The following is a 13,265-nucleotide window of genomic DNA, read 5'->3' on the forward strand; positions in this document are numbered from 1 at the left end:
ATCTGTTATTTTTTTCAATAATAAATAGCAGCAGCGTTGTATTCAAAAAAAACTCTGACGGAATAAATTATGTAATTTAATTCATTCTATCAGAGCTTAAAGGTATTCTACTTGTAAAATCTATTTAAAAAAATTAGTTTCCTGCAGGTTGTTGCTGGGTAACACAATGTACCATTCCGCCATTTTCATAAAGGTTTCTTACATCTATTCCGATTACTTTTCTTCCGGGATACTGTTTCTGAATGATTGTGTTGGCAATCTGATCATTAGGATCTCCATAATTCGGCACCAGTACTACGGTATTGGCTACATAATAATTGATATATGAACCTTTTTCATCCAACTGCTTACCGTAGGCAGTTTTTACTTTATTTTTGGTAGCCGGCAGATACACTTTTTTATATTCTTTTCCATCCGTATTGGAAGCTGTATATAACGTATTCACATCCTTTTCAGAAAGTCCGAGATCAAGAAGATCATCTTCATTCATTGTAATCATTGTATTATGATTAACAAATTTCATAAAACCGTCAATATGCATATCTGTCACATCCAGCCCTGTCACACCATCGAGCCAGATTACTTTGGATACCCCGTAATAGGTTTCAAACATTTCTTCCGCTTCCTGCTGGGTAATTCCCTGATTTCTGATGGCCCCTTTTTTCTGACTGATCACTGAACTTTTACAAGCCATTAAAACACCGTTTCCATCAGTTTCTACAGAACCTCCTTCATTTACCATTTCTTCATTCAAGTCGATTACTTTCATTCCGAGGTCTTTTCCTATACGTTGTGGAATTTGATCACAATTTTCAGATTCAAACTTCTCCCCCCAACCATTGAAACCCCAATCTTCAATGACAACATTTCCTTTGCTGTCTTTTACGAAAATAGGTCCGTTATCTCTGACCCATACATCATCTGTAGGATAAATTCTGAAATCAACATTTTTCAATGGAATTTTATTTTGTTCTAAAAGGCTTACAATTCTGTTTTTCTCCTCATTATTATAGGCAATAATGTGAACTTTTTCTCCTGTCTGAAGGGCTTTTGTCATATCAATCCATGTCTGTTCCACTCTTTTAAGATAGGTAACTCCATGCTGATAATGATGAGGCCATTGCAGCCAGGTCCCTTCATGGCGGGACGATTCTTCAGGAAAATGATAGGTCTGTGCCATACTTACTATAAAACTCATTACAAAAGTGAGTGTGAATAATTTGTTCATATGATTTAAAATTTCTTTCCGATAAATACTCCGAAATTAGCCTCGGATTCAAAGGTACTTCCGGTCTGGGCAATATTGCTTCCTATCCCAAACTGCATCTTTTTTTTGGTTTCCAGGCCCAAACGGATCACCTGACTGCTGGACTGATGTTCCTTAAAACTAAAATCAGATTCTACAATCAACATGCTATAAAAATTGAATCGCTCATTGATTTTCGGTGTATATTCCAATAAAGTATATAAGCCAAGCCCAAACTGTTTCGCATCTGTAGAATAGGTAACTGCAGGGAAAATACTGATTCCAAAAACGTCATTTTCTTTTCCGTATGCTAATCCTACTGATGGCATGATATCCTGATCCGAAATATGGACTCCCGCCGAAACGCCCCAATTTTTTCCGATTCCATAATTAAGATTTTGATAAAGCTCCGGAGTTACTTTTTTGGAATCATAGGTATAAGCAATAGTTCCCGAAGCGAAATAATTCCATTTGCTTTTAAAGTCTTTACTATAAATTCCCAGAATTTCTGATTCTTTATTTCCTCCATAGGCCTGGATAGAAATCTGGGATTGTCCATAAAAAGGGAATAATAAAGTCAGGAGAAATACATATTTTTTCATTGTGCTCTGTCTTCTTAATTTAACTAGGTAAATTCCATCATTATGATCATTTACTGGTGCAAAATTAGGTCTCCAGAAAAGTAAATATTGTCCTAAAAGGACATTCTACTCATACAAAGGAAAATAAATATGAGTGGTAAGTGCTCCGTCTTCAGAATAGAAATACTCCTCAATAACTTCAGAATTATCCAGTAATAATTGCTGTTCTTCCAACCAAAATCGATAAAATGAACGGTACGTTTCTAAAATATTTTCGTACGCTCCATAGTGGGTAAACATAACGTATTTCCTTCCAAAAATTTCTTTTTTCAAAAATCCTTTTAATAGATGCTCATAAGTTACAGCGGCACCATACCTGCAATGAGAACGGCTGGTAATCAGTGGCTGATCAAGGATAATTCCGAAAGCAGCCTCAAATATTTCATCTTCCGGCTCTATTTCTTTCCACAAAGCATTAATATCCTGATTATTATAATCTTTAGCTTTAATAAATTTACAATAAACAGAAATAGCATCTTTATATTTTATTTCAAAATTCACATTTGCACTACTACTTTCTATAAAGGTTTTGAAGATATCCTGCTTTTGTTTTCTTGCTTCAACAGGAGAGATTGAGTATTGTTTTTTAAATGCTTTTGAAAAAGACTGAATATTAAAATAACCCACCTGCCATGCAATTTCTGAAAGTTTATCCTCTGTATAGATAAGCTTTTTATAGGCATTTTCAAGGCGTAGCCGCTTTTGAAATCCGGAAATAGTCTCATTGAAAATTTTGAAAAAGACCCGTTGAAAATTCCGGTAAGAATAATGAGACATTGATTCTATTTCATGAGCTGTAATTTCCCTATCGAAATTGACTTCAATATAATCAACAATTTTTTGGATCTCATTAATACTGGTGTACATTTTATATTATTTTAAAATGGCAATGAGGAAGAAACTATTTTAATACCAAATATAGCAATCCGATTATTATTTTTCTTTTTGAATTGAAAAACTTTATATCGTGAGGTTCACTTAAAACAAAAAAGATGAAAATCAATAGTTGATTTTCATCTTTCAAGCCGTTTTTACGGATCTTTATATTTTACTTAGGTTTATACAATTTATACATTACAAATAAAAATGCTATCCAAACCGGAATTAAGATCACCTGAATTTCCATTCCTGTAATACTCATTAATCCTAATATCAATACTAAAAATGCAATACAAATATAATTGGATATAGGATAAAATATAGATGGAAATTTCGATTGAATGCCTGAAGCATTGATAGATTTCCTGAACTTTAAGTGAGTGTAGCATATCATCAACCAATTGATAATCAATGTAGAAACAACAAGTGCCATTAAATATTCAAAAGCCTTTTCCGGCACCAGTTTATTGATAATAATACAGATTCCTGCAAAACATGATGACACAATGATTGCATTGGTGGGTACTGAATTTTTATTTAATTTTTTCAGAAATTTAGGCGCATTTCCCTGTTGAGCCAACCCGAAAAGCATTCGGCTGTTACTGTAAACACTACTGTTATAAACGGATAATGCAGCGGTTAAAACAATTAAGTTAAGGACATTTGCAATCAATGTATTGAATTGAACTATCTTTCCAAAAACACTGAATTCCAGTCCATTTAAATTCTGAAATACCATTACAAACGGACTTGATCCCTCCGTAATCTCTCTCCACGGACTTAATGAAAATAAAATCACCAAGGCTCCTACGTAGAAAATTAAAATTCTGTAGATTACCTGATTGGTTGCCTGTGGAATTGTTTTTTCAGGATTTTTTGCTTCTGCTGCTGTAATCCCGATCAACTCCAATCCTCCGAAAGAGAACATGACCATAGCCATTGCAGCAAATAATCCCGAGTATCCGGTTTCCGTTTTATTGAATAATCCTTTCGGGAAAAACCCGCCATCATTCCATAAGTTCGTAATACTTGCTTTCTCACCTCCGGTTCCGCTTATCAAAAGGTACACCCCGAAGATAATCATTGCAATAATGGCGACTACCTTGATAATGGAAAACCAAAATTCTGTTTCTCCATATACCTTTACAGAAGCAAGATTTAACGCATTAATGATGATAAAGAAAAATAAACTGGACACCCAAAGCGGAATTTCCGGCCACCAGAAATGAATATAGTGCCCGATTGCTGTAAGTTCAGCCATACTCACCAGAATATAGAGAATCCAGTAGTTCCATCCGGAGGCAAAACCCGGGAAATTTCCCCAATATTTGTAGGCAAAGTAACTAAAACTTCCTGAAACAGGTTCCTGAACAACCATTTCACCAAGCTGACGCATGATAAAAAAGGCAATGATTCCTGCTAAGGCATATCCTAAAATAACCGATGGTCCCGCCAGTACGGCAGCAGGCCCGATTCCCAGAAATAATCCGGTTCCTATGGCACCTCCAAGGGCAATTAATTGTATGTGTCGATTTGTTAATCCTCTAACTAAAGTCTCGTTTTGTCCTGTTTTATTTTCGTTGCTCATTGAATGAATTATTCGGTCGCTAAATATATAAAAACTTTTCAGAGAAATTCACATTCTATGGGGTAAATTGACAATTCATCAATCAAAGATAAGCTGCATTTTCTTACTTAATCTAATTTTTAGAGTGCAATAAAAGCCTCAACAATTTGCTGAGGCCTATTCTTATTTTAGAAAAAAATTATTTATTTGCTATTTTATATCCATACATTGAGCTCGTTACCACCTCATATTTACTTCCTGTGGATACACCCGCTACGGAAGCCATTGTTACAGTATCTCCGGCAGCCAGATAAGTCATCGTTGAAACACTTGAACCAAAAACTACGGTTGCCGTAGGTTGATAAGACTGAACTAATACAGTTCCCACATTATTAGGAGCGTAATTTTTAATCAAGTACAAGGTTGTCCAGGTAAAAGTTGGAGGAGGAGCTGGCATTCCTCCATTATCAAATTGGGTGCTTCCATTAATTACATAATAGCCATCGGTAGGGGCCTTAAACGCTCCTGTAGCTGTATTTACAACTCCGCCTTTGTTAAGAATAGTGTTCTGGTAAACAATTGCGGTTCGAATCCATGGACTGGAAGGATTGGGAGTTGCGTCACAGCTTTGTCGGATTTGGGTAGCCTGGGTAGCAAAAGGATAGGTATTGTCTGACGAAGGCATCGTATTCGAATTCGAATATAATACCAGCTCCCATGTGGAACCAGTTGTAGTTCCTTTACTTACCAGAAATGCATAATATCCGGTAGGAATTGTAAGGGTAGAAACTCCGGCACCGATGCCGTTTTGATTATCGATGAGCTCCGAACCATTAGCAGCAATAAAAAGATCTCCTGTTCCTGTATTCTTAAAATGGTAAGTGCGTCCTGCAAAATTACCGGCTCCATTGATCGCTGCAGGTAAAGTAAGAGTTCCGTTGCCAGCTGAATTATAAGCGATATAGTAATCATTAGCTCCTACCAAGCCCCCAGTAGAGACTGTTTTATATGCCGCTGCAAAAGAACCGTTTACCGTCAGACTACTGCCGGGATTGGGAGTATTTACTCCTATATTACCACTCTGAGCATTGACCATCGCACAGCCTAAACCTGTTAAGAAGGTCATGAAAAGTAATTTTTTTCTCATAATCTAGAATCTAAGGGAATTTAATATCAATCATACTATCAACCCGTCACTTCATTGATGCAACAGGATTTTTCACAGGACCAACTTACTGCGAAAAATGAGGATATTGCTTATAGATTCTGTACGCATTTTTTTACAAGATCGTACTGGTATTATGACATTATTGAGTGGTACAGTTAATGCAATTCGTTGTAAATTGCCAGTAACTCAACTATATTGGTAATCTTTAATTTTTGGTAAATCCTTCTTTTGTAAGTTCCAACAGTTGACTCCTGAATATCCAGTATGTTGGCCACCTCAAGATTTCCGTTTCCTTTTGCCAGAAGGTTAAAAACCTGCAATTCTCTTTCGGATAGGAGTTCCGACGCTTTTTTGTTTTTCGCCCCTTTCACCATTTCATTCAGTACTTCAGGGGTATAATAGTAGCCATCTTTAAAAATACCTTCAATTGCTTTCACAAAGCTTGCGGAATCACTCAATTTATTTAAAAAACCATCGGCACCTTCTTCAATATACTGAATGGCAATATTTTCTTTATAGGAAGTGAATATTAAAACCTTGGTATCTTCGGATATGTTTTTAATTTCTTTAACCATTGATTTAAGAATACTTCCCGGAAGTTCAATATCAAGGATGACCAGGTCAAATTTTTCTGTTTCTACTTTCTGTTTAACTTCCTGATAGGTCTCCGCAAAACCGATTTCAAAATAATCAAAATTTTTCTCCAGAATCATGGCTGTCCCGATTCTTACCACATGATGGTCATCTGCAATTAATATTTTTTTTGTCATATTTTAATAATGATTTTAATGATTGTTCCCTTCGGAGTATTTTTATGAAAAGTCATTTCAGAATCAATTTTCATCATGAGCTGAACGACCATGTGTAATCCGAGTCCATAATTTTTGAAAATCAGATTTTCTTTTTTATGAAACAAACCGAAATAATAGGTTCTCTGGTCATCAGACATCCCACTGCCCGTATCGGCAATACAGATTTCCAGATGAGAATGAGTTGAGGATGATGTTATCACGATCTCTCCATCTGTTGTGTTTTTTACTGCATTATCAATGATATTATGGAAAATGGCCAGAAGAATATTTTTATTAACAGTTGTTGATGCATGATGATCGCAAAAATTATAGATAAATGTATTTTTCCGGGCAGCAATCTCTTCAAACAAGAGCTTTTTAGCCTCAATTAAATCATGAATAATATGTTCCTCTTCTTCTGTATTTTTTTGTTTATACAATTCCGTATATTCTTTAAGGCTTAAAGTAAACTTATACAGCTGTTCGGAAGTTTTATAAATACTGTCAAAATATTTTTTCTGATTTTTGGGATCTTCAGATTCGTATAATTCCTGTGACAAAAGGGAAATAAATTTTACCGGGGTGGTAATATCATGGCTTATGCTCTCTATCAGTTTTTTTTGGTAATCGGACTCATTTTTAAGCTTATTATGAGTCTCCTTTAATTCCCTGTCTCTGTGAACAAGAGTATTTTTTAATACTTTATTCTTTAATCTTAAAAAATTAGTTCTGATCTGAAGGATAATGACAAAAGCCAACATAACGAGCCCTACTATCAATATTCTAAAGGTAAGCGTCTGATAAAAATAGGCTTCAATCTCCACCGACAGACTTTTATACACAAATTTTCCGCCTTCTGAAGATAAAAATCTAATCTGCAAACTATATTTCCCGGGTTCTATATTGGCTAATCTGAAAGTCTTATCATTTTTAATATTAACCCATTGATTGTCTTCTCCTCCCATCAATTTTGCCTGAAGATAAATATTCTCCAGATCAGCATAATAAGGAAGATCAATGTATATATCAGCATTTTTATACCCGGGTTTTAGAAGAAGCTTATCTCCTATCTGAACTATTTGTCCTTTTACTCTTGCTTTCTCAAGATAGATATCTTGTGTTCCGGGATAATAGGTTTTAACATTTTGAGGGGTAAAGAATACAAACCCGGCCATCGAAGGAAAAACAAATTGCCCATCCTCAAGAATATGACCGCAAGGATAAGCACTGCCATTGAATTCATTATTCAAAAAACCATGATCTTTAGTGTAGCGGTAGTAGGTAACAATTCCTTTTTGAAACTCCATATACCGGAGGAGTATGTTTTTATTGACTCTAAACAATCCGTTATCAGACGAGATCCATACATTGGAATTCTTATCCTCCAACAGATAATGAGCATTGGCCAGGAAATTATTTTTATCCACAGGAAGCTTAATTGCTTTCTGATTTTTTATCAGATAAATTCCACGATTGTAGGTCGTGAACCAGATATTTCCATCCCCGGTTTGTATGATTTGTTTTACAGGAAGGCCCTTTCCTATATGCTCCACTACTTTATTCTGCGAGAGAGAGAAAACATCAACTCCACTACTGCCTCCTAGGTAAAGAAGATCTTCATTGTACCTTAAAACCGTGTCAATATTATCATGACAGGGAATACGCCTCTCAATTTTGTTAAAATTATCGTGACTAAATAGATAAAGATACGGCTGCTTTCCACTTACAACAGATGCCATATACAATCCTCCACTTTTATATATTCCGTCAATCTCTTTTTCTTTAAACGAAATGGAATCATACTTAGTAAAACCGGTATTTTTATATCGTACATGAATAGAATTGTTTTCTCTGTACACAAGATTTCCTGAATTATCCCGAAAAATATATCGCTTATCATAAGATTGAGGAACTTTATACAATCTTTCGGACCTGTCTTTATAATATGTGATTCCTTCCTGAGTCAGTATAGAACTATTACCATACGGAATTGATGCATAACAGACCTCATCCTGGTACGGCAGATTTTTTACAGAAACAGAAAAATCAGAAAGACTTAAAATTTTCAATCCATTAATAGAGCTTCCAATATATAATTTATTAAAAACCTCATCATAGAACATAGCCCCTGAAATTTCCTTATCAATCTCTTTATATTCTAATACATAAGAAAGCTTCAGATTGCCATCCGAAAACTGACTTTTGTAGATCTTCCCATGATTGATCATAAAAACCTGGCCGGATATCTGCTGCCAGTAGACTTTTGTATCGGGATCGGTATAAAGAGATGGAGCATTGATATAAGAATATTTCCCCTGATACAATTGCAATATCTGTTTCTTTTCGGGATCAGCAATAAAAACATATTCACCATGAACAAACAATCGTTTTAACCGATTACGTGAAAACTCCAGGGCTACTTTTGTTTCTTTTTTATTTTTTTGATCAACATAAATAATACTGTTGTTCTCAAAATAGTAAGCACCTTTTTCCAGTTGAATAAAGTAAGAATCAATATAGGAAACGAATCTTACGGTAATATTATTTTTGACAAGCCTCTTCCCTATTTTGCCGTGCGTTGTCGCAGTGGTATTCGGGTTGGTAACGATATTAGAAGATGCGGGATGAGGATATCTTTGGGAAATCAGCAACCCGTCTTTTTCGGAATCATTAAAAATAGTGATCCTGTCATTGATAATGTTACCATAGAAATCCCCGAAGCTTAAATTTTCAAACTTAAAATTATTGTATTGCGTAAATCGACTTCCATCATAGCGAACAACTCGCCCCTCCATAGACAGCCAGATAAAGCCATACCTATCCTTCACAATGTCTTTGATACTGTTTTGAGGCAAACCGTTATCCATATTATACGATTGAATCGTATAGCTTTGTCCGTTGACAGATAGAAAAAGCATCAATAAAATAAAGGACAGGAGCTTCATTCAGTTAGGCCGGCATTATTTACAAGACAAATATATTATAGAAAATTATAATTATTGTAAATATTTATCCACAATTATGTGAATTTTTTTCTACATAATTATTTATGAATACTATATCTATTATAATATATTTAATACAATAAATACTTGTTCCCCCTTCAGGCGTTTAAATCAGGCTTACCACTAGAAACACAAGCTTTGCAACAAATAATAACCTCCTTCAGGTATATGAGGAGGTTGTTATTTTATATTACTAAAATTTAATATAAAAGCTACAGGTATTCTTTCGGAATTGAAATATTATTTTTTTTCATATACTCTACCAATCCCTGATATTTATCTTCATATACGTCATCCACTCCACATTTATGAGAGATGCTACAGATATCAGATGGCCTGATCTCTAAAATATCAGATATTTTAGTCAGGATATCCAGGTTAATCTTCACCTTGGAGTTTTCAATATCGGAATAGGCTTTCTGGGAAATTCCCATTTCAAAGGCCATGTACTCCTGCGTAAGATCTCTGCTCCTACGGATTTTTCTGATATTTTGTCCACATACTTTCATCGTTTTTGTTTTAGTAGTTTTCGGTATACTTTAGAAGATTATCTATTAGCCTTCAACAAAGTTAATAAATACCTTTGGCAAAACATTATACACGTTACATGATATTTATTTTCAATATAGAAAAAGGCGAAAATAAGCTTCTTTCAGAGAAAATATCACTTCGGTAAACACTATTGGAATTTATGGAGACGCAAAAATTTAATTATGACAATAATATTGTCAGGGCATTCCTCTATGCTACTATCGTATTCGGACTTGTCGGATTTCTGCTGGGGCTTACTGCCGCATTGATGCTTTTTTATCCTGAATTACCTGAATTTTTATTCGGTACAGACGACACTACGATTAAAAGTTTAGCATCGGGCAATATTCAGGGATTAATCAATACTCAGGGAGCGATGGGCTTCGGAAGAATCAGAATGCTCCATACAAGTGCCGTAATTTTTGCTTTCGTTTGTAATTCCTTTTTCTGTGGCGCCTATTACAGTATGCAAAGGCTGCTGAAAACAAGAATGTATAGTGATACTCTTTCATGGATTCATTTCTGGTCATGGCAGTTGATGATTATCAGTGTCGTTATTACTTTCCTGATGGGAATCAATACTTCTAAAGAATATGCCGAACACGAATGGCCAATCGACATTTTAATTACCTTCTCATGGGTCATCTTCGGAATCAATATGTTCGGAACCATTGCTAAACGAAGAGTAAGACATTTATATGTTGCAATCTGGTTTTACCTGGCTACATGGATTGCCGTAGCGATGCTGCATATCTTTAATAACCTGGAGGTTCCGTTATCTTTCACAAGCTGGAAATCTTATTCTGTATATGCAGGTGTAAAAGACGCCTTAGTACAATGGTGGTATGGGCACAATGCAGTAGCATTCGTACTGACTACCCCTGTATTAGGTCTGATGTATTACTTTATGCCAAAAGCGGCACAACGCCCGGTATTTTCATACAAATTATCTATTATCCACTTCTGGTCGTTGATTTTCGTATACCTTTGGGCCGGCCCTCACCACCTGCAATATACAGCATTACCTGCCTGGGCCCAGGCTGTAGGTACCGGATTCTCTATCATGTTGATTGCACCATCATGGGGAGGAATGCTGAATGGCCTTCTTACCTTAAGAGGAGCCTGGGATAAAGTAAGAGAAAATCCTATCCTTAAATTCTTTGTAGTCGCCGTTACCTGCTATGGGATGGCAACCTTCGAAGGTCCTTTATTAGCAACAAAATCTTTAAATAAAATCGGGCATTATACCGACTGGGTAATTGGCCACGTACACTTGGGAGCTCTTGGATGGAATGGTTTCATGGCCTTCGGGGTGATCTATTATCTGGTTCCGATCATGTGGAAAACTCAACTTTGGTCTAAAAAATTGGCCAACTGGCACTTCTGGCTGGGAACATTAGGAATTATTTTCTATGCAGTACCCATGTATATTTCAGGATTCACCCAAGGATTGATGTGGAAACAATTCAACCCGGACGGCACCTTGTTATGGAAAAACTGGCTGGATACGGTTACAGCGATTATTCCTTACTTTAAAATGAGATTCCTGGGCGGAATTCTTTATCTGTCCGGAGCCATTTTAATGGTCATCAATGTTATTAAAACCATCAAAGCCGGTTCATTCCAGAAAGAAGTTCCCGCAGAAGCACCTGCATTGGCTAACATTGGCACCAACAGAAAAGAAGGAGAAGGCGTACACCTTTGGCTGGAGAGAACACCTGTACTGCTTTCTATCCTGGCATTCATTACCATAGCAATCGGTGGGCTTGTGGAAATTGTTCCTACTCTGTCATTAAAACAAAGTGTTCCTACCATTACTTCGGTAAAACCATACACTCCATTGGAGCTGGAAGGAAGAGATTTATATGTTCGTGAAGGATGTAATTCTTGTCACTCACAGATGATCAGACCTTTCCGTGATGAAGTGTTAAGATTTGAAGGAAAAAATGGTCAGTATTCTAAAGCTGGAGAGTTTATTTATGACAGGCCATTCTTATGGGGATCTAAAAGAACAGGTCCGGACCTTCACAGAGAAGGTGGCAGAAACCCGGATTCATGGCATTTTAAACATATGTATAACCCAAGAATTACTTCTGCAGGCTCTATCATGCCACGTTTCCCATGGTTAATTACCAACAAACTGGATCGGACTCAAATGGTAGATAAAATGAAGCTGATGAAAAACTCCTTCGATGTTCCTTATACAAAAGCTCAGATCGACTCTGCCAATCAATGGGCAGACAACCAGTCTAAAGCAATTGTAGAAAGAATTTATTCAGAAGCTACAGACGTAAAAGATCAGATGGTAAAAGAAAAAACAGCAAAAGGATCTGCTTATGTACCTCTTGAACAGAGAGAAATTGTAGCCATGATTGCCTACCTGCAAAGATTAGGTACGGATATCAAAACCACACAGATTCAAACAGCGAGTGTTGAGTAATATTAAAATTGTATTGCAATGAAAACGAGAACCCCAATTTCAGTATATATCGCAGTAACGATAGGTTTAACGATCATGGCCTTTGAAATGTTTGCCAGTGATTCAGGATATTTTACTTCGCCGTTTTTCTGGGCGCTGATATTAATTGCCATCATTCTTCTGATGATCATGAATTCTATCGGAGATATGATTGAAAATGAAAGCTTCAGCAGACTTTCAGAGGAAGAAAAAAAACAGTACCTGGCAGAAAAAAGTGTTCCTTATTATCAGAAACTATGGAATTCTGCCTTCAAAAAACAATCAGTCACTGAAGAAAAAGATATTCTTATTGACCACGGTTTTGATGGAATCACGGAGCTTGATAATTCACTTCCAAAATGGTGGATCGGCCTGTTCTGGTTCGGATGTATTTTCTGCGTAGTATATCTGACAGCATTTTCTTTCACAGATTATGCCCATCCGGAAGCCGAATATACCAAAGAAACGAAAACCATGCTGGCTTCCATCGCAGAATATGAAAAAACAGCTCCCCAGATCAATCTGGAAACGGCAAAATACAGCGCAGACAATATTGCAGAAGGTCAGGAACTTTTCAAAACCAATTGCGTAACCTGTCATGGTGACGGTGGTAAGGGAGGAATCGGCCCTAATCTTACCGACACGCATTGGATCAACATCAAAGAAAAAAGCTTATTCAAAAATGTTTTCTGGATGCTTGAGAATGGTTCACCCAACAACCCTACGATGAGGCCTTTTATTAAAGAGGGAACAATCACAGGAAAAGATGCTGAAAAAATTGCGGCTTACATTTATCACATCAATCAGGAATCTTCTCCAATCACAGCAGCACAAGGTGGTGCCGCACCGCAGGGAGAAGAAGTGAAATGGGAAAACGGAAACAATTAAAAATTTATTACCTCAATGATATAAACAAACCATGCCAGCCCCCTTTACAACTACACTAACATTTGAATTTTCATTTTTGCTAACTAACCTT

General features: G+C 36.2%; 10 protein-coding genes. 2 read left to right on the top strand and 8 right to left on the bottom strand.

Features of this window, described 5'->3' with window-relative positions; translation table 11 throughout:
• Positions 1-133: 133 nt before the first annotated feature.
• From EG342_RS01660 to EG342_RS01695, 8 genes are all read right to left on the bottom strand, one after another.
• Entirely contained in the window at positions 134-1,228 is a 1,095-nt protein-coding gene (locus EG342_RS01660) for an agmatine deiminase family protein (protein ID WP_103292010.1), read from the bottom strand.
• 5 nt (positions 1,229-1,233) lie between these two features.
• On the bottom strand, positions 1,234-1,848 hold the full coding sequence (locus EG342_RS01665) for a hypothetical protein (protein WP_103292009.1): 615 nt from the start codon (positions 1,846-1,848) through the stop codon (positions 1,234-1,236).
• 105 nt (positions 1,849-1,953) lie between these two features.
• Positions 1,954-2,754: an AraC family transcriptional regulator gene (locus EG342_RS01670; protein ID WP_103292008.1), complete on the bottom strand. Its 801-nt coding sequence runs from the start codon at positions 2,752-2,754 to the stop codon at positions 1,954-1,956.
• 181 nt (positions 2,755-2,935) lie between these two features.
• Positions 2,936-4,354: an amino acid permease gene (locus EG342_RS01675; protein WP_103292007.1), complete on the bottom strand. Its 1,419-nt coding sequence runs from the start codon at positions 4,352-4,354 to the stop codon at positions 2,936-2,938.
• 178 nt (positions 4,355-4,532) lie between these two features.
• Entirely contained in the window at positions 4,533-5,480 is a 948-nt protein-coding gene (locus tag EG342_RS01680; RefSeq protein WP_103292006.1) for a hypothetical protein, read from the bottom strand.
• Between the two features lie 176 nt (positions 5,481-5,656).
• Positions 5,657-6,271, bottom strand: coding sequence for a response regulator transcription factor (locus tag EG342_RS01685; RefSeq protein ID WP_103292005.1), 615 nt, complete (start codon positions 6,269-6,271; stop codon positions 5,657-5,659).
• Positions 6,268-9,237: a sensor histidine kinase gene (locus EG342_RS01690; protein ID WP_103292004.1), complete on the bottom strand. Its 2,970-nt coding sequence runs from the start codon at positions 9,235-9,237 to the stop codon at positions 6,268-6,270. Before EG342_RS01690 ends, EG342_RS01685 begins: the two co-directional genes overlap by 4 nt.
• A gap of 272 nt (positions 9,238-9,509) precedes the next feature.
• On the bottom strand, positions 9,510-9,806 hold the full coding sequence (locus EG342_RS01695; RefSeq protein ID WP_103292003.1) for a helix-turn-helix domain-containing protein: 297 nt from the start codon (positions 9,804-9,806) through the stop codon (positions 9,510-9,512).
• A gap of 182 nt (positions 9,807-9,988) precedes the next feature.
• On the opposite strand from EG342_RS01695, the gene ccoN reads away from it, so the two are divergent.
• A complete protein-coding gene (ccoN, locus tag EG342_RS01700) occupies positions 9,989-12,268 on the top strand; it encodes a cytochrome-c oxidase, cbb3-type subunit I (RefSeq protein ID WP_103292002.1) in 2,280 nt (759 codons plus the stop codon).
• 18 nt (positions 12,269-12,286) lie between these two features.
• Positions 12,287-13,174, top strand: a complete 888-nt coding sequence (locus EG342_RS01705; protein ID WP_103292001.1) for a cbb3-type cytochrome c oxidase N-terminal domain-containing protein — start codon at positions 12,287-12,289, stop codon at positions 13,172-13,174.
• The last annotated feature ends 91 nt before the right edge of the window (positions 13,175-13,265 follow it).

This window comes from Chryseobacterium lactis, assembly GCF_003815875.1.
Lineage (GTDB): Bacteria > Bacteroidota > Bacteroidia > Flavobacteriales > Weeksellaceae > Chryseobacterium > Chryseobacterium lactis.

What these genes read in the sequence shown, in the direction of transcription:
- EG342_RS01660 (WP_103292010.1), bottom strand. Translation starts at nt 1,228, where the DNA reads ATGAACAAATTATTCACACTCACTTTTGTAATGAGTTTTATAGTAAGT.
- EG342_RS01665 (WP_103292009.1), bottom strand. Translation starts at nt 1,848, where the DNA reads ATGAAAAAATATGTATTTCTCCTGACTTTATTATTCCCTTTTTATGGA.
- EG342_RS01670 (WP_103292008.1), bottom strand. Translation starts at nt 2,754, where the DNA reads ATGTACACCAGTATTAATGAGATCCAAAAAATTGTTGATTATATTGAA.
- EG342_RS01675 (WP_103292007.1), bottom strand. Translation starts at nt 4,354, where the DNA reads ATGAGCAACGAAAATAAAACAGGACAAAACGAGACTTTAGTTAGAGGA.
- EG342_RS01680 (WP_103292006.1), bottom strand. Translation starts at nt 5,480, where the DNA reads ATGAGAAAAAAATTACTTTTCATGACCTTCTTAACAGGTTTAGGCTGT.
- EG342_RS01685 (WP_103292005.1), bottom strand. Translation starts at nt 6,271, where the DNA reads ATGACAAAAAAAATATTAATTGCAGATGACCATCATGTGGTAAGAATC.
- EG342_RS01690 (WP_103292004.1), bottom strand. Translation starts at nt 9,237, where the DNA reads ATGAAGCTCCTGTCCTTTATTTTATTGATGCTTTTTCTATCTGTCAAC.
- EG342_RS01695 (WP_103292003.1), bottom strand. Translation starts at nt 9,806, where the DNA reads ATGAAAGTATGTGGACAAAATATCAGAAAAATCCGTAGGAGCAGAGAT.
- ccoN (WP_103292002.1), top strand. Translation starts at nt 9,989, where the DNA reads ATGGAGACGCAAAAATTTAATTATGACAATAATATTGTCAGGGCATTC.
- EG342_RS01705 (WP_103292001.1), top strand. Translation starts at nt 12,287, where the DNA reads ATGAAAACGAGAACCCCAATTTCAGTATATATCGCAGTAACGATAGGT.